30 protein-coding genes are annotated in these 24,635 nt (G+C 49.4%); 20 read left to right on the top strand and 10 right to left on the bottom strand.

The window, feature by feature from the left end:
• Positions 1-3: 3 nt before the first annotated feature.
• From BBB58_RS06015 to BBB58_RS06025, 3 genes are all read left to right on the top strand, one after another.
• Positions 4-846, top strand: a complete 843-nt coding sequence (locus BBB58_RS06015; RefSeq protein ID WP_074036156.1) for a hypothetical protein — start codon at positions 4-6, stop codon at positions 844-846.
• Between the two features lie 87 nt (positions 847-933).
• Positions 934-1,257 carry a hypothetical protein gene (locus BBB58_RS06020; protein ID WP_074036157.1) on the top strand — a complete coding sequence of 108 codons (324 nt, stop codon included), beginning with the start codon at positions 934-936 and terminating at the stop codon, positions 1,255-1,257.
• Between the two features lie 84 nt (positions 1,258-1,341).
• On the top strand, positions 1,342-2,187 hold the full coding sequence (locus BBB58_RS06025; RefSeq protein ID WP_074036158.1) for a pentapeptide repeat-containing protein: 846 nt from the start codon (positions 1,342-1,344) through the stop codon (positions 2,185-2,187).
• Positions 2,188-2,237: 50 nt separating this feature from the next.
• On the opposite strand, the gene BBB58_RS06030 is transcribed toward BBB58_RS06025, so the two are convergent.
• Complete coding sequence (locus BBB58_RS06030; RefSeq protein WP_074036160.1) at positions 2,238-3,185, bottom strand: LLM class oxidoreductase; 948 nt, start codon at positions 3,183-3,185, stop codon at positions 2,238-2,240.
• 10 nt (positions 3,186-3,195) lie between these two features.
• Positions 3,196-4,398: an MFS transporter gene (locus BBB58_RS06035; RefSeq protein ID WP_074036162.1), complete on the bottom strand. Its 1,203-nt coding sequence runs from the start codon at positions 4,396-4,398 to the stop codon at positions 3,196-3,198.
• 262 nt (positions 4,399-4,660) lie between these two features.
• Here BBB58_RS06035 and BBB58_RS06040 point away from each other — a divergent pair, with 262 nt between their 5' ends.
• The 3 genes from BBB58_RS06040 (at position 4,661) to BBB58_RS06050 (ending at position 6,462) form a co-directional block, all read left to right on the top strand.
• Positions 4,661-4,987 (top strand): winged helix-turn-helix transcriptional regulator, encoded by a 327-nt coding sequence (locus tag BBB58_RS06040; protein WP_074036163.1) that lies wholly within the window; start codon positions 4,661-4,663, stop codon positions 4,985-4,987.
• An 81-nt stretch (positions 4,988-5,068) separates the two neighbouring features.
• Positions 5,069-5,572 carry a cupin domain-containing protein gene (locus BBB58_RS06045; protein ID WP_074036164.1) on the top strand — a complete coding sequence of 168 codons (504 nt, stop codon included), beginning with the start codon at positions 5,069-5,071 and terminating at the stop codon, positions 5,570-5,572.
• Entirely contained in the window at positions 5,569-6,462 is an 894-nt protein-coding gene (locus BBB58_RS06050) for an aldo/keto reductase (RefSeq protein WP_074036166.1), read from the top strand. Before BBB58_RS06045 ends, BBB58_RS06050 begins: the two co-directional genes overlap by 4 nt.
• A 50-nt stretch (positions 6,463-6,512) precedes the next feature.
• Here the strand turns inward: BBB58_RS06050 and BBB58_RS06055 are convergent, their stop codons facing one another.
• The gene (locus BBB58_RS06055) at positions 6,513-6,935 is read right to left on the bottom strand and encodes an Lrp/AsnC family transcriptional regulator (RefSeq protein ID WP_074036167.1); all 423 of its coding nucleotides are present in this window, start codon (positions 6,933-6,935) and stop codon (positions 6,513-6,515) included.
• A 118-nt stretch (positions 6,936-7,053) separates the two neighbouring features.
• On the opposite strand from BBB58_RS06055, the gene BBB58_RS06060 reads away from it, so the two are divergent.
• Entirely contained in the window at positions 7,054-7,467 is a 414-nt protein-coding gene (locus BBB58_RS06060; protein WP_074036169.1) for a carboxymuconolactone decarboxylase family protein, read from the top strand.
• Between the two features lie 122 nt (positions 7,468-7,589).
• Here the strand turns inward: BBB58_RS06060 and BBB58_RS06065 are convergent, their stop codons facing one another.
• Positions 7,590-9,284, bottom strand: a complete 1,695-nt coding sequence (locus BBB58_RS06065; protein WP_074036171.1) for a M3 family oligoendopeptidase — start codon at positions 9,282-9,284, stop codon at positions 7,590-7,592.
• Positions 9,285-9,492: 208 nt separating this feature from the next.
• Between BBB58_RS06065 and BBB58_RS06070 the strand changes: the two genes are divergently transcribed.
• Both BBB58_RS06070 and BBB58_RS06075 read left to right on the top strand, forming a co-directional pair.
• Entirely contained in the window at positions 9,493-9,993 is a 501-nt protein-coding gene (locus tag BBB58_RS06070) for a PTS sugar transporter subunit IIA (RefSeq protein ID WP_012727005.1), read from the top strand.
• Between the two features lie 90 nt (positions 9,994-10,083).
• Positions 10,084-10,683 carry a helix-turn-helix domain-containing protein gene (locus BBB58_RS06075; protein WP_074036173.1) on the top strand — a complete coding sequence of 200 codons (600 nt, stop codon included), beginning with the start codon at positions 10,084-10,086 and terminating at the stop codon, positions 10,681-10,683.
• A 66-nt stretch (positions 10,684-10,749) separates the two neighbouring features.
• Here BBB58_RS06075 and BBB58_RS06080 read toward each other — a convergent pair whose 3' ends face one another.
• The 3 genes from BBB58_RS06080 to BBB58_RS06090 all read right to left on the bottom strand — a co-directional run bounded on the left by BBB58_RS06080 (position 10,750) and on the right by BBB58_RS06090 (position 13,313).
• Positions 10,750-11,175, bottom strand: a complete 426-nt coding sequence (locus BBB58_RS06080; RefSeq protein ID WP_026825360.1) for a hypothetical protein — start codon at positions 11,173-11,175, stop codon at positions 10,750-10,752.
• Positions 11,176-11,239: 64 nt separating this feature from the next.
• Entirely contained in the window at positions 11,240-12,433 is a 1,194-nt protein-coding gene (locus tag BBB58_RS06085; RefSeq protein WP_031422760.1) for an ABC transporter permease, read from the bottom strand.
• On the bottom strand, positions 12,423-13,313 hold the full coding sequence (locus BBB58_RS06090) for an ABC transporter ATP-binding protein (RefSeq protein WP_074036175.1): 891 nt from the start codon (positions 13,311-13,313) through the stop codon (positions 12,423-12,425). The genes BBB58_RS06085 and BBB58_RS06090 overlap by 11 nt, the downstream gene beginning before the upstream one ends.
• Positions 13,314-13,430: 117 nt before the next feature.
• Between BBB58_RS06090 and BBB58_RS06095 the strand changes: the two genes are divergently transcribed.
• Both BBB58_RS06095 and BBB58_RS06100 read left to right on the top strand, forming a co-directional pair.
• A complete protein-coding gene (locus tag BBB58_RS06095; RefSeq protein WP_074036176.1) occupies positions 13,431-14,375 on the top strand; it encodes a VOC family protein in 945 nt (314 codons plus the stop codon).
• Positions 14,372-14,971, top strand: coding sequence for an alpha/beta hydrolase (locus BBB58_RS06100; RefSeq protein WP_074036177.1), 600 nt, complete (start codon positions 14,372-14,374; stop codon positions 14,969-14,971). The genes BBB58_RS06095 and BBB58_RS06100 overlap by 4 nt, the downstream gene beginning before the upstream one ends.
• A 5-nt stretch (positions 14,972-14,976) precedes the next feature.
• On the opposite strand, the gene BBB58_RS06105 is transcribed toward BBB58_RS06100, so the two are convergent.
• Entirely contained in the window at positions 14,977-15,465 is a 489-nt protein-coding gene (locus BBB58_RS06105; RefSeq protein ID WP_074036178.1) for a hypothetical protein, read from the bottom strand.
• A gap of 326 nt (positions 15,466-15,791) precedes the next feature.
• On the opposite strand from BBB58_RS06105, the gene BBB58_RS06110 reads away from it, so the two are divergent.
• From BBB58_RS06110 to BBB58_RS06130, 5 genes are all read left to right on the top strand, one after another.
• Complete coding sequence (locus BBB58_RS06110) at positions 15,792-16,847, top strand: acyltransferase family protein (RefSeq protein WP_074036180.1); 1,056 nt, start codon at positions 15,792-15,794, stop codon at positions 16,845-16,847.
• A gap of 74 nt (positions 16,848-16,921) precedes the next feature.
• Positions 16,922-17,257: an Asp23/Gls24 family envelope stress response protein gene (locus BBB58_RS06115; RefSeq protein WP_012726997.1), complete on the top strand. Its 336-nt coding sequence runs from the start codon at positions 16,922-16,924 to the stop codon at positions 17,255-17,257.
• 200 nt (positions 17,258-17,457) lie between these two features.
• On the top strand, positions 17,458-18,123 hold the full coding sequence (pgmB, locus tag BBB58_RS06120; RefSeq protein WP_074036182.1) for a beta-phosphoglucomutase: 666 nt from the start codon (positions 17,458-17,460) through the stop codon (positions 18,121-18,123).
• 217 nt (positions 18,124-18,340) lie between these two features.
• Positions 18,341-18,748, top strand: coding sequence for a Rok-like winged helix domain-containing protein (locus BBB58_RS06125; protein ID WP_074036184.1), 408 nt, complete (start codon positions 18,341-18,343; stop codon positions 18,746-18,748).
• A gap of 122 nt (positions 18,749-18,870) precedes the next feature.
• The gene (locus tag BBB58_RS06130; RefSeq protein WP_074036186.1) at positions 18,871-19,923 is read left to right on the top strand and encodes a glycosyltransferase family 4 protein; all 1,053 of its coding nucleotides are present in this window, start codon (positions 18,871-18,873) and stop codon (positions 19,921-19,923) included.
• A 41-nt stretch (positions 19,924-19,964) separates the two neighbouring features.
• On the opposite strand, the gene BBB58_RS06135 is transcribed toward BBB58_RS06130, so the two are convergent.
• A complete protein-coding gene (locus tag BBB58_RS06135) occupies positions 19,965-20,972 on the bottom strand; it encodes an LCP family protein (protein WP_074036187.1) in 1,008 nt (335 codons plus the stop codon).
• A 41-nt stretch (positions 20,973-21,013) separates the two neighbouring features.
• Positions 21,014-21,655 carry a YigZ family protein gene (locus tag BBB58_RS06140; protein ID WP_074036188.1) on the bottom strand — a complete coding sequence of 214 codons (642 nt, stop codon included), beginning with the start codon at positions 21,653-21,655 and terminating at the stop codon, positions 21,014-21,016.
• 179 nt (positions 21,656-21,834) lie between these two features.
• Between BBB58_RS06140 and BBB58_RS06145 the strand changes: the two genes are divergently transcribed.
• The 4 genes from BBB58_RS06145 to BBB58_RS06155 all read left to right on the top strand — a co-directional run bounded on the left by BBB58_RS06145 (position 21,835) and on the right by BBB58_RS06155 (position 24,618).
• Positions 21,835-22,596: a sensor histidine kinase gene (locus BBB58_RS06145; RefSeq protein ID WP_244150688.1), complete on the top strand. Its 762-nt coding sequence runs from the start codon at positions 21,835-21,837 to the stop codon at positions 22,594-22,596.
• 33 nt (positions 22,597-22,629) lie between these two features.
• Complete coding sequence (locus BBB58_RS15370; protein WP_338082751.1) at positions 22,630-22,959, top strand: sensor histidine kinase; 330 nt, start codon at positions 22,630-22,632, stop codon at positions 22,957-22,959.
• Positions 22,960-22,981: 22 nt separating this feature from the next.
• The gene (locus BBB58_RS06150; protein ID WP_074036189.1) at positions 22,982-23,674 is read left to right on the top strand and encodes a response regulator transcription factor; all 693 of its coding nucleotides are present in this window, start codon (positions 22,982-22,984) and stop codon (positions 23,672-23,674) included.
• 95 nt (positions 23,675-23,769) lie between these two features.
• Positions 23,770-24,618: a DegV family protein gene (locus BBB58_RS06155; protein WP_074036190.1), complete on the top strand. Its 849-nt coding sequence runs from the start codon at positions 23,770-23,772 to the stop codon at positions 24,616-24,618.
• Positions 24,619-24,635 lie beyond the last annotated feature (17 nt).

Consider the following 24,635-nt stretch of genomic DNA (forward strand, 5'->3'; position numbering starts at 1 on the left):
TCGATGGAAGCACGAGTCATTGAATCGATTGAGTTATGGTTTCAAGAAGCAGGGTCTGAGGAAGCAGTGAACTTTATTGATTTCATGCTGTTTTTAAACGAGTCCGCCTACTCTTTACTCCATCGCGACACGCTACATGGAATCTTGACGTATCATGTCCGATATGAAGACGGTACCTCTCAGTCTGTTTCATACGACAAAGATGAGTGGATTGACTATAAACGGAATGAATGGCAAACAGGTATGAATGGCGGTGAGTGGATATGGTGGCTTGTCGAACGGTGGCGTTTTGTTGTGGAGTGGCGCAACGGTCGGGACTTCCGGACGGGTAACATACTCGAGGAAAACGACTATGGAATAGTTCCTTACGGTAAAATTCAAGACTTCGACATCCTACTATATTCAATTATTGAAAATGATACGCTTAACACAAAAGAATTAAACAAAAAGGGATATTACCATGACCCGCTGTTAAATGAGTGGATTGCAATTCCAAATTCAACGGATTGCCTACGACCACTCGTATTGGCCTTCTGTTATGACGAAGGAATCATCAAAGCACCCCGAACCATCAAACAGATTGATGTGACTTTTATCGATTTGATGACAGGAAAGGTCCAATCGCTTGCGAATGCACTTGAAACATATGAGAAGCCGGCAAATCTCGATTTAGATGATATGGAGTATCGCGATGACATGTTTTATCGTGATACGTCAATTCAAGGGACGATTCGTTATGAAGTAACGTATAAGGACGGAAGAGTCCAATATGTCGAACATGACAAATCAGAAATATTTATGGACTGGGATATGGCAATCATCGATTGGTTTTTTCATCACTGTTAAAATCTGTACGAAGCTTATGCCGAAAAATCTTTTCCATCAGGTCGGCCGTTACAACGTTTTGAATCAAAATTTGATTACTGGAAAGCCATGCTATCTCCTGAAGAATGGGAAGAGTTTATTCATTCAACAGATCCCTTCGACCAGCGACTTTTAACGGATTGGGAACCACATGATGAGATTCAAGATGCAAAAGAGCAGTTTGAGATGATGTTTCATCAAGCAGCGGATCTCTACCTTGAGGATTTGCGTCACGGATTCTATGAAGATCAACTGTTAGAAGAGCGGATTGACGTCAAAAGCTCGTTCGATGCTGTGATTGCGCTTTACAAAGAAATATCCGAGGCAGAGCAGAAAAGGCGAACGAGGGAGCAACTGCTTTATGGGGAAAAGGATGAAAGCAACGCTAATTGATTGAATAAAGACTATGGAAAAATAGGGACATTCCTTATACTTATACGTATAGAGTCAAGACATACAAGGAAGGAGTGACAATGAATGGCGATGCCCGATCTGCATATGCTGCGTGAATCGCTCAAACCGGATTGTGCGAATTGTTTCGGTCTCTGTTGTGTGGCGTTCCACTACTTGAAGTCTGAGGATTTCCCGATTGATAAACCCGCAGGACAGCCGTGTGTCCATTTGGCAGATTCGTATGCCTGCAACATCCATTCCGAACTGCGTGAGCGAGGCTTCAAAGGATGTACGGTGTACGACTGTCTCGGGGCCGGGCAGTTCGTGTCACAAGTGACGTTTCACGGACGAAGCTGGCGGGAGGACGATGTAGACGGCACGCGTATGTTCGCGACGGTACCAATCATGAACCAAGTCCATGAGCTGTTGCTCTACATCACTGACATCCTGACCTGGGAGATTCCTGGGCACGATGCTCGGTTACTCGAGACGTTATTGGGAGAGCTACTGGCTTTCCGTGAGTTGCCGCCTGAACAGTTGACCGGGACGGCGCTGATGGCATTCCGACAACAAGCCCGCCCATTGTTCGTCCGACTCAGTCAGCATATACGTGTGGAAGGATTGAAACAGGACGACCTGAAGTTGACGTCACGACACGAACAAGACCGGGCCGATTTGATTGGTCGAAACTTGAGTCGACACGATGTCAGAGGCACGTGTTACCGGGGTGCCCTGTTGATTGGCGCTAACTTACGTGGGCAAGACCTGTCCTATGTCGACTTCATGGGCGCCGACGTACGAGATCTCGATGTGCGAGGAGCTGTATTAACCGACGGTCTGTTTTTGACACAGATGCAAGTGAACGCGATGAAAGGGGACCGGCAGACAAGACTGGCACCCGTTTACACGCGACCGAGCCATTGGCTGTAACGCAAAAGACGACTTTCACGGGGGAGGTCGTCTTTTTGAATACCTGGAGTTTACGAAAACGGTGGGAAATGGGGGAGCACATATTCCCCAAGCTCCTCGATGACCTCGTCGGCCGGACGTTGCCCGTCGAACAAAGCGAAGAACAAATGATTGACGCCGATGGCCCGATACGCCTCGAGCAGTTTGATTAACTGATTGCGACCGACACGGAAGCCGAGCCGGATTGGAGTCGGCAGTTCGTCCGGGTCATGTGCCAAATCGAGATGCATCGGCATCGAGAACGGACGGAACCCTTTTCCATGCGTCTGACCTGATTCGCGCCAATCGTTCAGCACTTGTTGCTGGGCGAAAGGTGCCTGCGGGTAGTACATCCACCCGTCTCCGTTCGCCCCAAGCCAGTCCATGTCTTGTTGTGCGAACCCGGTGATCATCGTCGGGATCCGCTTCTTCGGACGTGGCACGAGCGTTGCCTGTTCGACCTCCCCATAAGGTGATTCAATAGTTGGGTAGTTGTTATAGAGCGCCTGCTCCATGACACGAAGTGATTCTTTGAACTGGTCGCCACGTGTCGGGTGATCGATTCCGAGCCCTTTGAAATCGGCACGACGGTCACCTGAAGAGATCCCGAGAATCAATCGTTCTGGGAACAATGCTTCAATCGTTGCGACTTCCTTCGCCGAACGAAGGGGGTGACGGAGTGGCAAGACGAGCGCGGACGTACCGAGCGCAATGTTTTTCGTTTGACCAAGTAAATGTGTTCCGTAGATTAGCATATCGTAAATTTGACCGACAGCCGGGTCTAAGAAGTTTGGGTCTTTAAGTAAGACATCACGTAACCATAGCGCTGTGAAGCCATAGTCGTCTGCCTTTTGGGCAAGCTCGACTTGACGCTCGAGGGTCGGGGTACGCATTTTAAAATTTTCTAAAGGAATGTGGAGGCCGAGCGTGAGCTCGCCCTCCCGGTACATCCGGTTGTAGCTTCTATGATTGTTGAACATAAGCGCCTCCTTAGTTGGCTTCCAAACGACGTGAAATGGCTGTCAAGATGACGGCGATGATGACCATGATGCCACCGACCCAAGGGGTATGCACAAGTCCGATTGAATCGGTGACGAGTCCACCGATTGTTGCGCCGAGGGCAATCCCGATGTTGAAGGCCGCGATGTTGAGTGCGGACGCGACATCGACAGCGGCAGGTACATATTTTTCAGCCAATTGTACGATATACAGTTGAAGTCCAGGCACGTTCATGAAGGCGAGGAGTCCCATCAAGACGATGGCAATCAAACCTGCCACTTTGAACGGAATCATGAACGACATGATGATCATGACCGCTGCGTGAACGATAAACATATAGAACAATGCTTTCGCTGGATTTTCGTTGGCGAGCTTTCCACCGACCGCGTTCCCGATGGCGACCGCGATTCCGTAAACGAGTAAGACGACACTGATCAAGTTCGGGCTGATCTTTGTCACGTCTTGCATGATGGGTGTCAAGTACGTGAAGGCGACGAACGTTCCGCCGTAACCGAGTGCTGTGATCAAGAATCCGAGCATGAGACGACCGTTCGTGAGTAATTTCTTCATATCAGAGAACTTCGCTGGTGGTGATTGTTTCAAATCTTTCGGGATCAAGAAGAAACTTGCGATGATTGAAACGACACCGAGTGCTGCGACGGCGAAAAATGTGGCGCGCCATCCGAACGCTTGTCCGATGAAGGTACCGAGTGGGACCCCTGTGACGGTCGCGACAGTTAAACCTGTGAACATGAGTGCGATGGCACTCGCTTTTTTATGCGGGGGTACAAGTTGTACGGCAATCGTTGCGCCGATTGAGAAGAAGACGCCATGCGAGAACGCGGTGATAAATCGGGCGACGATCAACAGTTCAAAGCTGGTCGACATGGCCGACACCAAGTTTCCGCCGATGAAGACGACCATGAGTGCCATGAGTAACGTCTTGCGGTTCATCCGGTTCGTCAGTGCCGTCAAAATCGGTGCACCGACAGCTACGCCGATCGCGTAACCCGAGATAATGAGACCCGCGAGTGTGATGCCGATGTTTAAATCACTAGCGATCGATGCGAGGAGACCGACCGGGACGAACTCGGTCGTTCCGATACCGAAAGCGCTGATCGCGAGGGCGAGTAATGCCAACCCTCCATTTTTAGGTGCCTGTTCTTCGACAGGTTGTGTGTACGGTTGATTCATGAGTAGTTCCTCCTAAAATAAATGAATAGTGTGGAAGACGAGGGCCCTTCGTCTCCGGATAGCAAAGACATCTCACTTTCCTCTATTGTTCAGTACGGTCAAAAAAGTACCTTACCGTCTCAAGGGGATGTTACAAGCGAAATGAACTTGTATAGATTTGCTACAGTTGCTATCATAAGTGCATGAAAACAGTTTGAGAAGTACGTACTTTTTAGTGCGGTAGGCAAAAAAAAGTGCCTATGTAAGGAATGGAGGAAACGAAATGCCATATAATATTCCGGTCGAAGCGACACTTGACGTCATCGGCGGTAAGTGGAAAGTCGTCATCATGTGTCACTTGATTAAAGGGGAGCGACGGACGAGTGAACTGCGTAAACTCATGCCGAACAAAACGCAAAAAATGCTCACCCAACAATTGCGTGAGCTCGAAGCGGATGGTGTCGTCGTTCGTACGGTGTTCGAGCAAGTTCCGCCGAAAGTCATTTACTCACTCTCTGAGTACGGATGGTCACTCAAGCCAATCTTGGACGCCATGTGCGCCTGGGGCGAGTGCCATATCGATCAGTCCGGTGAAGAGGTCATTTCATAACCATCACGGTCGTCCAATACGGGCGACCGTTTTTCGTAGTGACAAGTCGGGTACAGGGACAGAGACAAGGAGGGAATTAGGATGGACGTGAAAACTTTTTTGTTTACAGATGACGGCTCCATTCCCAACCATCCGGATTATCCGGCGCTCCTCTATCGTGGCGTCTTTGATGACCCGAGCGGGATGCGAGAGACGTTTGCCCATAATGAATGGACGAACAGTTGGGTGAACGGGGTGTTCGACTATCATCACTATCACAGCAACACGCATGAGGTATTGGGCATATTACAAGGTGAAGCGACGCTTCAACTCGGAGGGACGAACGGTGACCTCGTCCGCGTCCGCCTAGGTGATGTCCTCGTCTTACCGGCGGGAACGGGACATCGTCGCATCGAGGCGAGCGAAGATTTTCAAGTGGTCGGGGCATACCCGGACGGTCGTGACTATGACACGTTGACAGGAAAGACGGAAGAACGACCGGACAACGTAAAGCGAATCGAACAAGTCGAAAAACCGAAGTTTGACCCCGTCTTCGGGACGACGGGTCCACTACATGAAGCATGGACAAAGGAGGAAACGTTATGAATCAACGACTACCACATTCTTTATTACTTGCAGCTTTGAAGCAAAACGTCGTCAAATTGAAAGACGGGCGCGAGATGCGCGCACTCGGACAAGGTACATGGCGCATGGGGGAAGACAAATCGAAGCATGATGCCGAGGTTGAGGCACTTCGGACAGGAATCGACTGCGGACTCCATGTCATCGACACGGCGGAAATGTATGGGGAAGGGGAGTCTGAGAAGTTGGTAGGGGAAGCAATCCAAGACCGACGCGAAGATGTCTTTCTCGTCTCGAAAGTGTATCCATACAATGCGTATGGCGACAAACTCGTCAGCGCATGTGATGCGTCGCTAGAACGACTCGGGACGGACTACCTGGATCTTTACTTACTCCATTGGCGAGGCGATGCCCCGCTCGAGGAGACGATTCAAGGGATGGAACAGCTCAAAGCGGACGGAAAGATTCGGGCATGGGGAGTCTCGAACTTCGACGTGGACGATATGAAGGAATTGCTGTCGCTACCGGATGGAGACAACTGTGCGGTCAACCAAGTGCTCTATCATCTTGGCAGTCGCGGGATAGAGTATGACCTCCTTCCTTATCTAAAAGAACAAGGGATTCCTGTCATGGCATACGCTCCGCTCGCTGAAGGAAGTGACGTGAAAGAAGAGGTCTTCAATAACGAAACGATCAATCGGATCGCGGAGGCGTATAGTGCCTCAGTCGCGCAAATCTTACTTGCTTGGACGATTCGGAGCGGACACGTCATCGCCATCCCGAAAGCCGGGCAGGCCGAGCATGTCGAGGAGAATGCGGCAGCGCTCTTGCTCGACATGAGTGAGGAAGATTTTGCTTCGCTCGATGAGGCATTCCCACCACCGACGACGAAACAACCGCTAGACGTCATTTAAAACGATAAAGGACTGGCAATTTTGCCAGTCCTTTTGCATGTTCACGTTGATTAAATATCGATTTCTGAAAAGATGAATTGTGTTTTTGTTTGTTTTTTTGGAATCACTTCATCGATAAAAGATTCAGCTGCAGAAAAAGACGAGAATTGCATTTTGATGAGATAACAGGCGTCACCCGATATGCGATAACAAAATGAAACATTCGGTTGTTGTTTTAAATAATGAATGAACGCTTCATATTGGCCATTCTTCACTGTTGCCTCGATGATACATTGAATTGGAAGACCTAGCTTTTCGTGATCAAGTACAAGCGAGTATTGTTTGATGACTCCAAATGATTCTAGTCGTCGAACCCGCTCGCTAACAGAAGGAGCGGAAAGATTGATACGTCGTCCAAGTTCGCTCATGGAAAGACGACTGTCGTGCTCTAATTCATGGATGAGTTTGTAATCAATTTCATCGATTTTTAGCATGACACGTATTTTGCCTCATTTCGTTATTTATTGAATGTTCATAGGTACATATTGATTGTGGATGAAATGGAGTTGAATAGATAGACCTTTTATCATATAAGTACAGGAGGTGAAGGAAATGCCAAGAATTAAGTTAGCGGAGCATGGAAGAACAAAGTTTGAACGTTTACTTGGTCATAATATCGAAATTCAAGGAAATTGGTCAAAATTAGAGGAATCATTGAATAATGCTGGTCAACTTTCTCCCACATTGAAAGAACAAGTCCGTCGAACACTTGCGCAACGAAATGGATGTGAATATTGTCGAGCAAAAGGAAAGCCAAATCAAATTCAATTCGATGAACAAACAGCGGTTGCCGTAGGTTTTGCGGAAGTTTTCTTAAAAATGAAAGGAGAAATTCCATCTTCTATCATTGAGGTGTTAAAAGAAACATTCACGGAGGCGGAAATTAGTGAATTGTGTGCCTTTATTACGTTTATGACAGCATCCCAATATGTAGGGGCGATGTTAGGGTTAGAAGCGGAAATTTGACATATACATATCAAATTCTCCTCTCTTTTTTAGGGAATAAAAAGATTGATTTGCCTTTCACACTTCAGTACGAAGTGAACCCAAATGAAAAGACCACCGGAAGCTTCCGATGGTCTTACTGATCAGTTCGCTAGCGGATGTTTCAAGAGATAGTCTTCGATTTGATCAATCGTTTCTTTCAACAGGCCGTCTGCGAATGGTGATTTGAGACCTGCCAGTTCGACGAGTTCGAGGAACGAACGGCTTCCGCCTGCCTGACAGAGCGTGAGGTAATCGCTCCATGCCGCTTCGCGGTCTTCATGCATGCGCACCCAGAACTGGAATGCACATACTTGTGCGAGCGTATAGTCGATATAGTAGAACGGGCTTTGGAAGATGTGACCTTGTTGGTGCCACCATGCGCCCGATTCGAGATAGTCATTCGTCTCATAATCACGGTGCGGGAGATAGACCTTCTCCAAATCGCGCCACGCCTGACGACGCTCTGCAGCTGTCATCTCTGGGTTGCGGTAGACGACGTGTTGGAACTCATCGACGAGCACGCCATACGGAAGGAACGTCATGCTACCTGCCAAGTGATTGAACTTATACTTGTCGACTTGGTCGCCGAAGAAGAGCTCCATCCATGGCCAACAGAAGAATTCCATCGACATCGAGTGGATCTCACACGCCTCATAAGTCGGGAAGGCGTATTCCGGTGTCGTCAAATGACGGCTTTCATACACTTGGAAGGCATGACCGACTTCGTGCGTGAGAACATCGATGTCGCCTGCCGTCCCGTTGAAGTTCGAGAAGATGAACGGAAGTCCTTCAGACGGTAAGTACGTGCAGTATCCGCCGCCAGATTTCCCTGGTTTCGCCGTCAAGTCGAGGGCGCCGCGTTCCTGCATGTACTTGAAGAACTCGTCCGTCTCATTTGAGAGTTCACGATACATTTTGTTTCCGCCTTCGATGATGAACGACTCATCGCCTTGCGGTGTCGCGTTTCCGTCTGGGAAGACGAACGACTCGTCATAGTAATAGAGGTGGTCGACATCGATTCGTTTCGCCTGCTTTTCTTTCAAAGCAGAAGCGAGCGGGACGATGACGTCACGGACTTGTTTCCGGAAGTTGTCGACCATCGACTCGTCATAACCGACACGCTGCATCCGTGCATAACCGAGTTCGACGAATGACGGGAAGCCAAGGGCGTGAGCGATTTCCGTACGGACGCGTACGAGTTCCCCATAAATGCGGTCGAGCTCATCGCCGTTATCAGAAAGGTATGTATAGCGGGCGACAGATGCGGCTTTTCGGACATCACGGTCTGGTGATTGAAGATATGGGCCGAACTGTGACAAGTTGAGTGTCTTGCCGTCAAACTCGATTTGCGCAGCGGACATGACCTTCTGATAAGCTGTCGCGAGGCGGTTTTCTTCCTGCAGTTTCGGGATGAGTGACTCCTCGAACGTTTCAAGTGCGCGCTCGGCGAGAGAGAACAGTTGGCTGCCCCATTCCGCTTCGAGTTCAGTGCGAAGCTCGTGGTTCGTCAAGACGCGATAGTACGCTTGAATCTCCTTTTCATAGACCGGAAGTGCGTCGTCAAAGAAGGCTTGTTCTTCTTCGTAAAACGAATCGCGTGTGTCGACCGAATGTCGGATCGCGACGAGTTGACTTTGTGTCTCAAAGTCGTTCCGTTCTTTGTTGATTTGGCGAATGAGTTCGTTCGCTTCCTCGAGTGTGCTGGCTTGCTGTAATTCGGCAGAATAGTCCGACAATCTGCTGTTTAAAGCGTCCAAGTCGGGCCGTTCATATGACAATTTTGTGAAAGTCGTCATTGTAAGCGCCTCCATCGTGTGAAATTTTTACAAAGTGTAAAAAGGGCTTGCAAAAGCGATTGCACACTCGTATTCTTACGATGTGTAAAACGATTTCGCACTACCTTATTACAACTATACCGTTAATGGGGTAGGGATTGAAGTATTAGCTTTTCGGGTATAAAAGTGGAGACTTCGATTCAATAGAACATGTTGGAGGGATTAAGCTATGGGATTCTTTAAAAAACTTTTTGGTGGTAAAGAAGAACAACTCAACGCGGTTTCACCGCTTACAGGAAAGGTCGTCGACATCACGAACGTACCGGACCAAGTATTCTCACAAAAAATGATGGGTGACGGGATCGCAATCGAGCCGACTGAAGGAAAAGTCGTCTCACCGGTTAGCGGAACAATCGCGACAGTATTCCCAACAAAACACGCGATCGGTATCAACGCGGACAACGGTGCGGAATACTTGATTCACATCGGTTTGGATACGGTAAACCTTAAAGGTGAAGGCTTCGAGACACACGTTACAGAAGGTCAATCTGTCAAAGCAGGCGACCCACTCGTCACGTTCGACCTCGATTTCATCAAAGCGAACGCGCCATCGACGATCACTCCGATCATCATCACGAACCACGACAGCTTCGGCGTGAACAAACTTGTCGCAGAAGGCGACACGGTGACAGCTGGATCTTCGGAAGTCGTCGAGTTGACAAAGAAATAAGAAGACGATCCATGACTCGGGAGCTTAGGCTTCCGAGTATTTTTTTGCGAATTTTTGAATTATAATGAAGAGAGGGAAGGGGGAATTGAGATGGATGGAAAAAATGCACCATACCGGGGATACGGGGATCGGATTCGAATATTACGGGAACGGGCCGGATTGTCGATTGAAACGCTTGCAGAACAGATTGGTGTCGCACCGTACTTTATCCGACGTACCGAACTGAGTGAGGTCTATCCGACCATGCCTTACATAGAGGCGCTCGCAGACGCTTTGCAAATCGACCCGAACTATTTGGCACGCCATATTTGGACGGGCGAGTCGCTCAAAGTCCTCATGCGAGGAAAAGTGCCGGAACTCGAACAGATGAAGCTCGCCTATGAAGAAGCGATGCATGGGAAGTCCGTCGAAGAAATGCAACGGCAACTCGAAGAGCGGATGCGCATCTTTGACTTGATGCACGAAGAAGAGTTACAACGAATCTTTGACCAAGATGAAGAGCCGACGACGCATCATGCACTCGAAGCGCTCGTCGATGCGGTGCTTGATCTCGGACGGTCACATGACACGACGCGTCACATCGTCCCGTTCGCACGCTATGTGGAACGGCTTGTCCCAGACCAATTCGCAGACAACTCATTCCAGTACGCGGAGTATGGTGTCGTGGATAAATCGTATAAATTGCAATGACCGTAGAGCATTCTACGGTTTTTTGTGCACAAAAAAGTGACCAGGAGAATCCCCTGGTCACTTCAATCAGCGCATCGGACGCGCTTCGTAGCGTACTTTTGGACGTGTGCCGGCGAGTAAGAAGCCGAGCACGATATTCAAGATTGTGAGCACCCATCCGACATAACCGAATGTGTAGGCAAGACTCGCCAGCATCGTTTGCCAGTCGAGCAATGCTGCTGCGTCCCCGCGGAATGTGAAGCGGATGACGGTGAAGCCAATGAGTGTCGTTGCAGTAATCATGATGCCGATCCATGCGCCACCGAAGCGGGACGTTTGAGAGCGTCTGCTGACCGGATACCAAAACGCGAGCGTTCCGATGAACGTACTGCCTGCATAGGCAAGCAGGATTTGCCATAACGCATCCGCGTCTAAGAAGACGGTATAACAGATGAACGTCGTGAGCGTCGTCATAAACGTAAAGATTAAGGCTGCGAGTAATCGTGATCGCATAGTTCGTTTTCCTCCTCATTTTGCACATTCTTTAGAGTAAACGAAAACGAATTTGCTGTAAACGTTATTGACGGTTTTGTAATATTTGTCGCCATTGTTTAATAGCGTTCGTTCCATAGAACAAGACGCCGCCACGATAGAATTTCGAGCCGATCCACAGTGTAATACCGATCGTTCCGATGAGTAACCCGATCGAGAGCGCCACTTCCCATACGGCCACATCGACGAGCATGACGCGAAGGAACATGAGCATCGGAGCGAAGAACGGGACGAACGAGAGGATGGTCACGATGGTCGCATCCGGGTTGTTCAATCCAAACATCGCGACTAAGAACGCAGCGACGAGGAGCATGATGACCGGCATGACCATCTGTTGTGACTCTTCGACACGGCTGACAAGTGAACCGAGGACAGCGAAGAGTGAGGCGTACAACAAGTACCCGAGCAAGAAGAAGACGAGTAGATAGATGACAGCCCGTGCGTTGCCGGCGTTCTCGATGACCGTCGTCGCCAGTTCGCTACCACTCGCACTTACATAACCAAACCCAAGGAAGATTCCGATTTGGATGAGGGCGAGTGTCCCGATAGCGGTCACTTTCGCAAGCATATGGGTCACTGGATGAGTCGTTGAGATGATGAGCTCCATGACACGCGATGACTTCTCCGTCGTCACTTCTGTTGAAATCATCGATCCGTACGTGATGATTGAAATGTACAGGAGCATCAACATGACGTAAACGAGCGCCGAAGACGAGAGGAGCTCATCCGAGTTCTCTCCACCGCGTCCGAGATAGGACTCGTCGAGTTGGATCGGTTCGCTGAGAGCAGCGATGACGGCCGGGTCGACATCGGACGATTCAATCAATTCCGCATTGCGCAACTGTTGTAAAGATGTTTGCAAGATGGTCGTGAACTCCTGTTCCGGTCGTTCGGAGATGACGCGGGCATCATAGCCGTCGACAAAAGCGACGACCCCATACTCTCCGTCGTTGATGCCGGTCCGTGCCTCTTCTTCCGTGATTTCGCTAGATGCGACGTCTTCATAGCCGAGTGACTTCATCGTGTCGACGATTTCTTTGTTCTCAGACACGACGAGTGCGCTCGCTTGCTCGGAATCCTCAAACGTAGACATGATGCGGTCGATGTTCGTGAACCCGAAGATGAACAGGATGGTTAGCGCCGTCGAGATGAGGAATGCTTTTGAACGAATTCTCGATTTGAGTGTGAACGCATAGAGCGGTCCAAAGTTATGAAACATGCTGTCCGACCTCCTTGATGAAGATGTCATTGAGCGATACCGGTTGGCGCATGAACGTCTTCACGTTCGCCTGATGACGGACGAGTGCCGACAGGACGGCGTCACTGTCTTCGAAAGAATGTAAGCGAACTAGATGACCGGATTTGTAAGGCTCGATTGTCTCCACGACTGGGAGCGACTCGAGAATGTGAATCTGGTCCGTTTCAATAAAGAGGGCAGGCTCTTCGTATCTCGACTTGATTGTCGGAACGTCACCGCTTACGACGGCACGGCCACCTTTCAAGATACCGACGTGTTGGCACAATTCTTCGACATGTTCCATTCGATGACTAGAGAAGACGATGGTCGTCCCGGCGTCACGCAACGCGAGAACTTCACGCTTCAGGATTTCGACGTTGACCGGGTCGAGGCCGCTGAACGGTTCGTCTAAGATGACGAGTTCCGGGTTATGGAGCAGGGCGGCGACGAGCTGAATCTTCTGTTGATTCCCTTTTGATAGCTGTTCGACGCGCATCGTTTCGTATTGAGGAATTTCAAGGCGTTCGAGCCATGACTTGATCGCGCGTTTGGCATCGCTCCCGCGCATGCCCTTTAGGCTTGCGAGAAAGACGAGCTGTTCACGCACTTGGGATTTAGGATACAGGCCACGTTCCTCGGGCAAATAGCCGACGATGCGATGGTCGACTGCTTTATCGTTCCACGTGATACTCCCATCGGTCGGCTTCAAGATGTCGAGGATCATGCGGAATGTCGTTGTCTTTCCGGCACCGTTTGCACCGAGCAGACCAAACATTTCCCCTTGTGGGACGCGGAACGTGAGGTCATCGACAGCTTTAAAGTCACCGAATTCCTTGGTGACGCGTTCGATATGTAATGCCATATTCTATTACCTCCTTAGAATGTCTCTTCTTCTATCGTACGCCACCTTGAGCAAAAAGTTTCACTTTTTCTGGTAAATGATTTATCTTGAAATCAAGATAATAAAAGGAGGATGACAATGAAAACGCAGTCTACGGGAATCCATCACATTTCGTCGATGGTACAAGACCCGCAACGTACGCTAGATTTTTATGGACAGGTGCTCGGTCTCCGCTTCGTGAAACAGACCGTTAACTTTGATGACCCTGGTACGTATCATCTCTATTTTGGGGACGAAGTCGGGACACCAGGGACGGTGATCACGTTCTTTCCAATCCCGGGCTTAGGGAAAGGGCAGGTCGGGAGCGGACAGGTTGGCGTGACGACTTATCTCGTACCGGCAGGAAGTTTACCGTTCTGGGAAGAAAGACTACAACAGCACGGCATCGCGACCGTCGCCACTGAACGGTTCAGCGAGGCATCACTTTTATTTGAAGACCCGGACGGACTCGTCGTCGAACTCGTCGCCCGACCGAGCTCTAAACAGACACGCTGGGTCATCCCCGGTATCACAGAACGTGAAGCGATTGTCGGATTCGCAGGAGCGACTTTGTTGTCGAAAGCACCGGACGAAACCGTGCGCTTGTTGACGAAACTGTTCGGCTTTAAACGGGTCGCAGAGGATGAAGAGTGGATCCGTTTGAAAGGGTCAGCCGATTACGGGAACGTCATCGATGTGAAGAAAACGATTTTACCAAACGGGGTCCCTGGAACGGGAACGGTTCATCACATCGCGTGGCGCGTTACCGACGGAGACCATTATCCGACCTGGCAAGACGCCATCTTTGATCTTGGGTTAAGACCGACCGAAGTGAAAGAACGAAATTATTTCCGCTCTGTCTATTTCCATGATGCCGGACGTATCCTGCACGAACTTGCGACGGACGTACCTGGATTCACTGTGGACGAATCCGTTGACACGCTCGGTGAGACGTTGCGCTTGCCAACATGGCTCGAAGCGGACCGAGATAAAATCGTCCGCACACTACCAGCAATCACGATACCGAGAGGAGAACACATATGATTCATCAATTCATTCAAGGTACAAAAGATACGACACTCGTTTTATTACACGGAACTGGAGGGACCGAGCAGGATTTGATTCCGCTCGCGAAAGAACTATCGACCGAGGCGAACATCTTGACGCTTCGAGGGGATGTCATTGAAAACGGGATGTCCCGTTTCTTCCGTCGCCACGCGGAAGGGGTGCTCGACCTTGAAGATTTAAAGAAACAGACAGAGCGCTTCCTTCATTTTTTAGATGAAGCGGCGACAACGTATGGCATCGACCGGGATAAGATGATTCCGCTCGGCTACTCGAACGGGGCGAATTTGATCGGGTCGGCACTTTACCGTCATCCGGCGTTCACTGCTTCACTCCTATTCCACCCGATGGTACCGGACCGTTCATTGACGCTACCTGACTTGTCAGGAACGAACGTGTTCATCTCGGCTGGCGAACGCGACCCGATTTGCCCGAAAACAGAAACAGAAGAGCTGACGTCGACACTCCGAAACGCGGGAGCGGACGTCGAGCTCTTCTATCACTCGGGGGGACATGAACTTCGCATGGAAGAAGTCGAGGCAGCACGGACATGGATTGCTGCATACCTCGACTGATTCATTCAAGCCATTTTTTTCGGTTTGTTCGGACGAGTATAGACGACGAGGACCCCTCGGTCAATCAAATAGGCGGCGAATAAACGTTTCGCTTCCTCAGCACGCACAGTTCGGTCGATTTGGATATACAATCGGCCGAGCTTTTTTTGTGAGGTTTTCGTGAGCAACCAAATCGAGTCGAGCGTATACTGCCAACTTTGGAGCGTGTCGCCACCGATATATAAGTAGCGGTTTTGGGTGCGCTCGAGCAAGTAGTTGAGCCACCAGACGTCACGAGCCAGTTTAGCGCAGACACCGAGCACGAACGTGAGACCGAGGAAAGCCATGCTAGATAAGACAGGATGAATGGCAGAGAACCCGTTGCGGACGGACTCGAAGGCGACAAGGAGCAATCCGACGGAAAAGACGCTGACGAACCACCAGAATCCGAAGTTAGAGAATGAACGTTTTGGGTCATGCACCATATGATGTCGATTCCGGATGATCGATGCCATTCTCTCCACCTCCTTTATTAGAATATTCTGAATATTTGGTAACACCACTATACTATACTGTACCCAATCCCGTCTATTTGAATACGCACACAACATGCTGAATCGTGAGGATTTTTTGACGTTTCTTCTTGTATTCCTCGAATTATGGGAATGATGACAGTGAAGACATGAAAATTTTGTTGAAACGTAATTTCACTTGGCACAGGAATCGCTTATGATAGGTGAGGGATTTTTCCATGTTTTTCATGGATTCTGTCTGTAAAGAGAACGTGAAAACATGAAGGTCAGCTTCATTGCAGTCATCATAGAGAACTAGAGGGAATGTTATGAGAAATTATTGGTATGACAATATTAAAGGAGTGCTCGTCCTACTCGTCGTCTTCGGACACTTGTTGACCGATGTCCGCGGCGCTTATGACGATATTTTACCAAAGTGGGTGTATCTGTTCCTGTATACCTTCCACATGCCGTTGTTCATCATGTTGAGCGGTTACTTTTATCGGGAGAACCGCTATTTGCGCGTGATCCAGCTATTCGTGGTCTATGTCATTTGGCAGGTCATTCTTGGGTCATGGTTCGCATTTACAGAAGGGATTCCGATTTTCTCACTTGAAAATCCGGGTCTGAATTTGTTGAAGCCGTATTGGGCGCTTTGGTATCTGATGGCCATCATTTTCTGGTACATCATCACCCCGTACGTGACACAACTGAAGGGGTACGTGTTGTATGCACTATTATTTGCGCTTCTGTTCGGATTCCAAGCCGAGGCGACGGGGTATTTCGCGTTACGGAAAGTCATCATGTTCTATCCGTTCTTCTTGATCGGGAACTGGATGTCCGAGCGCAATACGCTCAACTTCTTTGAGTTACCGAAACGTGCCGAACACCGGAATCGATATCGCATCGGCGGGGCGATTGTCTTCACCACGCTCACACTGGGACTCTTGGTCTCCATGCGCGTCCAACAAGACGATACGTTCTATCATATCGGGAACTTGTTCAAGTTCCGTTTCGCCTATGACACGGCCGTCCCTGAGGCGATGTGGAGCGGACCGTTCGCCTTTTTGTTCTTCTATACGGTGTCGCTCCTCATGTCAATCAGCTTCGCGCTCATCATACCGGGACGACAGCTCCCGATTTTCTCGCGTGCCGGACAGTATAGTCTGTACGTCTATCTTGTCCACGTCTTCTTTGTCGTCGCCTGGAAGGCGTTTATACCGGCAGGGTTCATGCCAACATCTTGGATGCAACTACTCGTCTTGTTCGGTGTCGCCTTTGTGATGGTCCTCGTGATTATCAGTCCACCGATGGTCCGTCTCTTGCGCCCGCTCGTCGAGATTGACGTGAAGCGTGTCCAAAATACAAAGGGTGTAAAAGGGTAAAGTCTTTTCTAAACGCTTCATTTCCGCTACACTTTATTAAGAAGAAACGAAACTAGAGTTAAGGAAGTGACCCTATGCCATACGAAAATGGAATGCACAGCACAGAAGGCGACGTGAACGTATCACGTCACGTCGTTGAAATGATTGCCGCGGTCGCGGTCAAAGAAACGAAACACGTCTCGTTCACGCAAGAAGATACGAAATTGTCAGAGCGTGCTCTCATGAAACATGTGAAAGTCGATGAGTCGGACGAAGGCATCACCATCAACCTATCGCTTTATATCGCGTACGGACAGTCGATCATCAAAACGGTGACGGCCGTCCAAGAGCGCATCACGCAAGATATGGACACGATGCTTGCGATGACACCACGTTCTGTGAACGTCAAAGTGGTCGGTATTCAGCTGTAATAAGGAAGGGGAGAGCGCATGCTCTTCTCTTTTTTTGATTTTTGTGAAAACGGTTGCATCAAGAGAACGTTTTCATTTATAATAGAAATCGAACAAGTGCAACCGTTTGCATCATTGACCAAACGTGCGACGGGTACTTGTCAAGTTCCCTAAATGTAGTCTGACGACACAAGCATTTGAAGGAAAGGCGGAAAGCATGTATGTCAACGATTGAAGCAGTGATTTTCGATTTGGACGGTGTCATCACTGACACGGCAGAGTACCATTATCTCGCTTGGAAGCAGCTCGGTGAAGAGCTCGGAATTCCATTTGACCGCGAATTCAACGAAACGCTCAAAGGCGTGAGTCGGACTGAGTCGCTTGAGCGGATCCTTACGCTCGGCGGTAAACAAAACGATTTCACACCGGAAGAGAAAGCAGAACTCGCACAAAAGAAAAACGAGCACTACGTTGAACTTATTCAACATATCTCATCCGACGATCTTCTTCCTGGTATCGTTTCATTCCTCGATGAAATCAAAGAGGCGGGACTCAAAATCGGAATGGCTTCTGCTTCAAAGAACGCATTTGCGGTCGTTGACGCACTTGGGGTCCGACATTACTTCGACCATATTGTCGACGCAGCAACTGTCGCCCAATCAAAACCACACCCCGAAGTGTTTTTGAAGGCCGCTTCTGCCCTTGGCGTGAAACCCGAACTCGCCATCGGCGTTGAAGACGCGGCTGCCGGTGTAACTGCAATCAAAGCGGCAAATATGTTTGCTGTCGCCGTCGGAGAAGAATCGATGCTTGGTCATGCAGACCTCATCGTCGCTTCTACTGACGAACTGTCACTTGAACGCATCCTCGAACGCGTTCACGTGTAAATGACTACAATCATCTTCCGTGAGACGACGACTGCCCCGAACAGTCGTCGTCTTTTTTGAGTCAAAAGTCCTAAATAGACAGAATTGCCCAAAAAGAGATGACAAACACATTACAAATCCGTTACACTTTTATAGAAGATATAGAGGGATTATTAGGAATTACTGATTTAAATTAGGGAATTCCAAATTATAATTGGATGTAGAAGGGGATTTGTGTATGGAATCTACGAATGTCAATGACCACATTTATCGAGAATTGATGGAAATTGAGGAGTCGTATCGCCAATTGCAACGACGTGCCGAGTATTTGATTGCGGAATTGAGTCGAGATAGAGAAGATAAGGACTCCATGACTGATGCGTCAAAACGCCTACGTCCGCGCCGTGTGAACCAGCGTTATCCGCTCGAGGTGTACGTTCATCAAGTGACGGATTTACTGAAAGAGCGTCAGACGATGAGCGTGCGTGATATTCAAATGGAACTTGAACTTCGTTACCGTCATCACATCAGCAACATTTACCAATTGATGGTGAAAATTGAAGGGGTCAACCCGGAAATCAAAAAAATTGGTCGCGGCTTGTATACATACGAACCGACAGAAGAAGTGGCAGCGACACTTTCATGATCCAGAGCTGATGGGGAACGCCTCATCGGCTTTTATTGTAAACGGACTGATATCCACTCCTCGATTCAAAATGTGATATAATTCGCCAGAGTCTATTTTTTTGAGAGAGTTACTGTCGGCCCATGCTATGGATTGCCATGTTGGTCAGTTTTGTGATGGCCATCTTGATTACACCGCTCGTTCGTCGATTCGCATTTTTCATCGGTGCAGTCGATCATCCGAACGCACGAAAAGTACATTTACGGACGATGCCACGAATCGGGGGTCTCGCGATTTTTATCGCATTTTTCATCGGCTACTCCTTGCTGCTTCCGACGAGTCGATATAACGACGCTATCTTGATTGGCGCTGTCGTCATTCTCCTTACCGGACTGATCGATGACCGGTTCCAGTTATCAGCCCGTGTCAAGTTGATGGGACAGATGATTGCGACGGTCGTTGTCTTGAACTCGGGGATGCGAATTGAACTCATCAATCTTCCGTTCGACCAGCAACTCTACCTCGGGTCATGGAGCATCCCGATCACCGTCCTTTGGCTGATCGGGATCACGAATGCCATCAACTTGATTGACGGTCTCGATGGTCTCGCCGCCGGTGTGTCGAGCATCGCTCTCGGGACGATTGCCGTGTTAGCCATCATTCAAGGGAACGTCTATTTGACGATGATGGCGCTCTTGCTTCTTGCGAGTACGCTCGGGTTTCTCGTTCATAATTTTTATCCGGCGAAAATCTTTATGGGCGATACGGGAGCACTGTTCCTCGGGTACATGCTCGCCGTCTTCTCGCTCATCGGGTTTAAGAACGTGACATTGTTCTCGCTCGTCGTCCCGGTCCTCTTGCTCGGGTTGCCGATCTCGGATACAATTTTCGCCATCGTGCGCCGGCTCGTCCAAGGGCGACCGCCGATGTCGCCGGATAAATCGCATATGCATCATCAGTTGATCGATATGGGCTTCACGACACGGCAAGCCGTCTTGCTCATGTACGGGATGACCTTGTTCTTTGGCATCTCATCCATCTTGTTCGCCAAGACGACGATGCTCGGTGCGGTCATCACGTTCATCGTCGTGTTGATTGTCATCGAATTGATCGTGGAATCAACCGAACTGATTCATCCAAATTATAAACCGATCATTCGCACGTCCCGACGACTGCTCGGTCGACCGCGAACCTAAAAAATAGCCAGTATCGCCGCGCGATACTGGCTATTTTTGTTTTAGTACGTGATTGTCTCAGTCATCGTATCGTCTGTTTCGTCAGTTGATGGTTCATCCGCTGTAACGGGCATGCCGAGCTCCGTCTGGAGAAGGGCCTGGGCGTCACGAAGGTCAGCCGAGTCGATTTCATAATAGTAGACCCCGTTCAGCGTCAGGTCCGTCCCTTCAAGTGTTTCGCGGTTGAACGACTTCAGCGATTTTGCGTAAGGCTGAAGTTGTGAGGCCTCTGACAACGTCATGTTCGTCCGGATGTTCTCGCCGACAGCATTCATGATCCGGTTCAGCTTCGTAAACGAGTTGATGGTCGTCGCCTCATTGATGATGGCCTCGATAACTTGCTGTTGTCGACCGGCTCGACCGATGTCGCCGGCAGGGTCTTGCTTCCGCATCCGGGCATAGGCGAGTGCTTCTTTTCCGTTCAAGACTTGAACGCCAGGCTCTAGCTCGACATTTCCGGTCGCTTTTCCGGAGATGGGGATGAGGACATCGATCTCGACGCCACCGACCGCATCGACCAAATCTTCGATTCCATCAAAGTTGATGGTCGCATAGTAATCGATCGGGATGTCGAGCAGGTTCTCGACGGTCGCGATGGTCGTGTCAATGCCTCCATAAGCGTAAGCATGGTTGATCTTGTCTTTGAACGGATCCTCATCGTCGATGATGATGTCGACATACGAGTCGCGTGGGATGCTGACGAGCGTCACTTGCCGCGATTCCTTGTTGAACGTGGCGACCATGAGCGAATCAGTCCGTCCTTCCTCGAGCGAGGCGCCGCCATCGACTCCTGCTAACAGGACGGAAAAGTGATCTTTCGTCAAGTCGATGGTCTCGTCGCGACGTTCTGACTTGTCGCCACGTTCCAACGCCTTGTTCGCGTTTTCGGCGGTTTCATTCGCTTTGAAGACAAAATAGCCGAAAGCGGAACCACCGATGAGCAATACGACACCCAACACGATGAGGACAATTTTCAAAGGTGATCTTTTCTTGCGTGGGGGTGTTTTCATGTTGTTTCCTCATTTCAGTCGTTTCTTTTAGTATAGGCGTTTCAGCGTTTGAAATCACGTTCGATGATGCGGATCCCATGAGTTTGAAGCTGACCTTGACCGTTCGTCATGTCTGTCAGCCAAGCGAGCGCCTCCTCTGTCTCTTCCACGGGTACCGAGACATGAAACGTGACGAGGTCGGCGTAGATGATGTCATCGAGCAGATAGCTAGACTGTCTCAACTCGTTTTCGACTTTTCCAATCCATGTATAGTCGACGGTGAGTGTCAATTGTTGCATCGGTAGGCGTTCGACGATGCCGACCGCATCAAGTCCTTCGCTTACGGTTCCACCGTAGGCACGAATGAGTCCGCCGCCACCGAGCTTGATTCCACCGAAATAACGTGTCACGACGACGACCGTATCTTTTAAGTGGCGTTTGCGTAACACCTCGAGCATCGGCATGCCGGCCGTACCGCTTGGCTCACCGTCGTCGTTCGCTTTTTGGTGCTCGTTTCGTTCCCCGATGATGTACGCTGAACAGTTGTGGTTCGCGTTCCAATGCTCTTTCTTGATAGCTTGGATGAACGCCTGCGCCTCTTCCTCTGTTTCGACACGTTTGAAATGAGCAATAAATTTTGACTTTTGGATAACGACTTCGTATGTTCCACTTTGTTTTATAGTATAATTTGACTCAATAGACATTTCTGAAAATTCTCCTTTCTATTTTTAAATATTTTTTTTATAATTTAAGTAGGCACATACGCTTCTTATAGCGAATGGATTTATAGAAAATCTCTCATGTCCGCTACAAACCTGTTTAGAGTGGGACGATATATAAGAATAGATGAGGATTAACTACCGAACTATTAGGGGATGGCATCGTGAATCATATTACCGATCGGACAGCTTTAGAACATATCATAACAAATATGATTGAAACGGTGACGGAAAGTAAAGAGGAGATTGTCCGTATAACCGAAAGTTCTGCAACTGAATATTCAGCAATTCAAAACGAGTTAAAAGAATTGACGGATAAAATCGAGTTCTACATCGAGGAGTCCGATCGACTCGACCGACTCGTGAAAGCTGCAAAGGCCAAGCTCGTTCAAGTCAGTAAAAAGTTTCATATACATAGTGAACAAGAAATTCGCGAAGCCTACGAACGGGCGAATCAAATGCAACTCGAACGTTTTCTTGTCCAAAAAGAAGAGATGGCGGCACAGCAACGCCGGAACGACTTAGAACGTCGTCTGCTCATCTTAGAGGACACGATCGAACGTGCCGAAAAGTTGATTGGTCGCGTGAGTGTCGTCTTGAACTTCTTAAGGGATGACTTACAGCAAGAGTATTCGGACATGATGAAAAAACAAGAAATGGCCATCGGCGTATTCGAAGCTGCTGAGCGCGAACGGCGCCATCTCGCCCGCGAGATGCACGATGGACCAGCGCAATCGCTTGCTCATATTCTGATACGGGCCGACCTGATTGAAAAGACGTTTGATAAACGAGGGAAAGATGAGGCGTTTGCCGAATTACATGAATTGAAAAAGCTAATTCGTGGGGCACTCGTCGACGTCCGTCGTTTGATTTATGATTTACGTCCGATGTCGCTTGATGATTTAGGCTTTTTGCCGACGCTCTAGCGCTATCTCCATCAAACGGAGGAGTATACGGCAATCAAGACACGTCTCAACTATCGAGGGTCGCGTGCGCGATTACCGGAGAAGCTGGAGATTAACGTGTTCCGTCTCGTTCAAGAATCGGTACAAAATGCGATCAAACATGCAAAAACAGCCGAAATCATCGTCAATGTCGAGCAAGCGAGCGACGTGATTCACATCCACGTCCGCGACTATGGCATCGGGTTTGAACCGAGCGCAATTGGCGAAGAGTCGTTTGGGATTGTCGGAATGCGCGAACGAATTGAATTGGTGAACGGAAGCATCACCATCGACTCGGAAGTCGGCAAAGGGACAGTCGTCCGGATGTCGATTCCGATTCCGTGAGAGAACAAGGGGGAAGACATACATGGAAATGACACAGACACGCATTGCGATCGTGGATGATCACGAACTGTTCCGCGAGGGATTGAAGCGGATTTTTGATTTGGAGTATGAATTTAAAGTTGTCGCCGAAGGGCGTACGGGACGCGAAGCAATCCGCATCGCTGGCGAGCAAAAACCGGAAATTCTAATTATGGATATCAACATGCCGGACATGAACGGAATCGAGGCGACGAAGCAACTGTCACTTCTTTCACCAGAGACACGTGTCCTCATTCTGTCAATCCATGATGATGAGTCGTATATCACACATGCGCTTGAAGCGGGGGCATCAGGATTCTTATTAAAAGAAGTCGCATCGACAGAATTGATCTCGGCAGTCCGTGCCGTCGCAAAGGATGGGGCGTATCTTCATCCGAAAGTGACAACGAACGTACTGAAGGATTACCGCCGTCTCTTACAATTCAAAGGGGAACAGGCGGGACGTGGCGTCGAGAGCCGTACAGATGACCCGGTCTATCAATTATTGTCGCGCCGTGAGGTCGAGGTGTTGCACCTTCTCGCCGACGGTCGCTCGAACCGAGACATCAGTGACATGCTGTTTATCAGTGAGAAGACGGTCAAAAACCACGTCTCCTCCGTACTTCGTAAAATGGACGTGAACGACCGGACGCAAGCCGTCGTGGATGCGATTCGCCGGGGTTGGGTCGAGATTTGAGCGTCACCGATGCTTTACCTCGTTTTTGTGTTACAATATGGAATGGAATCCTAACATAATTGAAAAAATGAAACGACGTAAAGTGAGGATATAGTATGGGAAACATTGCGATTTTAACCGACAGTACCGCCTATCTGTCGGATGATTTTTTGGCGCGACATGACGTCCATGTCGCACCACTCAGTGTCATCTTCGATGGCGCGTCGTACCGCGAGTCGATTGATATGTCGACCGAGGCGTTTTATGAGCGTATCGAGGCGGGTAACCTGCCGACGACGTCGCAACCGGTCATCGGTGAGACGGTGGAATTGATTGAGAGCTTGCCGGACGATGTGACGGACGTGATTGCGATCACGCTCTCCAGTGGAATCAGCGGAACGTACCAATCGATGGTCGCGCTAAATGACATGGTCGATGTGACGGTTCATGCGTTTGACTCAGAGATTTCGTGTATGCCGCAAGCGTTCATGGTCGAAGAGGCCCTTCACCTCCGTGACAACGGGGCGACACCAGAAGAAATCATCGCCCGACTTGAAACGGTCCGTGATTCGATTCGCGCGTACTTCGTCGTCGATGACCTCGACCACTTACAACGCGGTGGACGGTTGAGCGCGGCGCAAGCGCTCGTCGGATCGTTCTTGCAAATCAAACCGGTCCTTCATTTCCAAGATAAATTGATTGTCCCGTTCGAGAAGATTCGGACATACAAGAAGGCCGTACGCCGAATCGAAGAGATGATGGACGAATCGATTGTCGGAGATGGGGAAGGGTACTGCATTGGTATCATTCACGCCAACTGCCCGGAGCGTCAGGCGGAAGAGATCGCTTCGATGAAGCAGAAGTTCCCGAAAGCACATATCTCGGGAAGCCATTTCGGTCCCGTCATCGGAACGCATCTCGGACCTGGTGCAATCGGCATCACATGGTATCGTCGCGAATGGTAAGAGAGACGACCGTCTAA

This window comes from Exiguobacterium profundum (assembly GCF_001909285.1).
GTDB lineage: Bacteria > Bacillota > Bacilli > Exiguobacteriales > Exiguobacteriaceae > Exiguobacterium > Exiguobacterium profundum.

Coding starts and splice junctions, on each gene's coding strand:
- BBB58_RS06015 (WP_074036156.1), top strand. CDS start 4: ATGGAAGCACGAGTCATTGAATCGATTGAGTTATGGTTTCAAGAAGCA.
- BBB58_RS06020 (WP_074036157.1), top strand. CDS start 934: ATGCTATCTCCTGAAGAATGGGAAGAGTTTATTCATTCAACAGATCCC.
- BBB58_RS06025 (WP_074036158.1), top strand. CDS start 1,342: ATGGCGATGCCCGATCTGCATATGCTGCGTGAATCGCTCAAACCGGAT.
- BBB58_RS06030 (WP_074036160.1), bottom strand. CDS start 3,185: ATGTTCAACAATCATAGAAGCTACAACCGGATGTACCGGGAGGGCGAG.
- BBB58_RS06035 (WP_074036162.1), bottom strand. CDS start 4,398: ATGAATCAACCGTACACACAACCTGTCGAAGAACAGGCACCTAAAAAT.
- BBB58_RS06040 (WP_074036163.1), top strand. CDS start 4,661: ATGCCATATAATATTCCGGTCGAAGCGACACTTGACGTCATCGGCGGT.
- BBB58_RS06045 (WP_074036164.1), top strand. CDS start 5,069: ATGGACGTGAAAACTTTTTTGTTTACAGATGACGGCTCCATTCCCAAC.
- BBB58_RS06050 (WP_074036166.1), top strand. CDS start 5,569: ATGAATCAACGACTACCACATTCTTTATTACTTGCAGCTTTGAAGCAA.
- BBB58_RS06055 (WP_074036167.1), bottom strand. CDS start 6,935: ATGCTAAAAATCGATGAAATTGATTACAAACTCATCCATGAATTAGAG.
- BBB58_RS06060 (WP_074036169.1), top strand. CDS start 7,054: ATGCCAAGAATTAAGTTAGCGGAGCATGGAAGAACAAAGTTTGAACGT.
- BBB58_RS06065 (WP_074036171.1), bottom strand. CDS start 9,284: ATGACGACTTTCACAAAATTGTCATATGAACGGCCCGACTTGGACGCT.
- BBB58_RS06070 (WP_012727005.1), top strand. CDS start 9,493: ATGGGATTCTTTAAAAAACTTTTTGGTGGTAAAGAAGAACAACTCAAC.
- BBB58_RS06075 (WP_074036173.1), top strand. CDS start 10,084: ATGGATGGAAAAAATGCACCATACCGGGGATACGGGGATCGGATTCGA.
- BBB58_RS06080 (WP_026825360.1), bottom strand. CDS start 11,175: ATGCGATCACGATTACTCGCAGCCTTAATCTTTACGTTTATGACGACG.
- BBB58_RS06085 (WP_031422760.1), bottom strand. CDS start 12,433: ATGTTTCATAACTTTGGACCGCTCTATGCGTTCACACTCAAATCGAGA.
- BBB58_RS06090 (WP_074036175.1), bottom strand. CDS start 13,313: ATGGCATTACATATCGAACGCGTCACCAAGGAATTCGGTGACTTTAAA.
- BBB58_RS06095 (WP_074036176.1), top strand. CDS start 13,431: ATGAAAACGCAGTCTACGGGAATCCATCACATTTCGTCGATGGTACAA.
- BBB58_RS06100 (WP_074036177.1), top strand. CDS start 14,372: ATGATTCATCAATTCATTCAAGGTACAAAAGATACGACACTCGTTTTA.
- BBB58_RS06105 (WP_074036178.1), bottom strand. CDS start 15,465: ATGGCATCGATCATCCGGAATCGACATCATATGGTGCATGACCCAAAA.
- BBB58_RS06110 (WP_074036180.1), top strand. CDS start 15,792: ATGAGAAATTATTGGTATGACAATATTAAAGGAGTGCTCGTCCTACTC.
- BBB58_RS06115 (WP_012726997.1), top strand. CDS start 16,922: ATGCCATACGAAAATGGAATGCACAGCACAGAAGGCGACGTGAACGTA.
- pgmB (WP_074036182.1), top strand. CDS start 17,458: ATGTCAACGATTGAAGCAGTGATTTTCGATTTGGACGGTGTCATCACT.
- BBB58_RS06125 (WP_074036184.1), top strand. CDS start 18,341: ATGGAATCTACGAATGTCAATGACCACATTTATCGAGAATTGATGGAA.
- BBB58_RS06130 (WP_074036186.1), top strand. CDS start 18,871: ATGCTATGGATTGCCATGTTGGTCAGTTTTGTGATGGCCATCTTGATT.
- BBB58_RS06135 (WP_074036187.1), bottom strand. CDS start 20,972: ATGAAAACACCCCCACGCAAGAAAAGATCACCTTTGAAAATTGTCCTC.
- BBB58_RS06140 (WP_074036188.1), bottom strand. CDS start 21,655: ATGTCTATTGAGTCAAATTATACTATAAAACAAAGTGGAACATACGAA.
- BBB58_RS06150 (WP_074036189.1), top strand. CDS start 22,982: ATGGAAATGACACAGACACGCATTGCGATCGTGGATGATCACGAACTG.
- BBB58_RS06155 (WP_074036190.1), top strand. CDS start 23,770: ATGGGAAACATTGCGATTTTAACCGACAGTACCGCCTATCTGTCGGAT.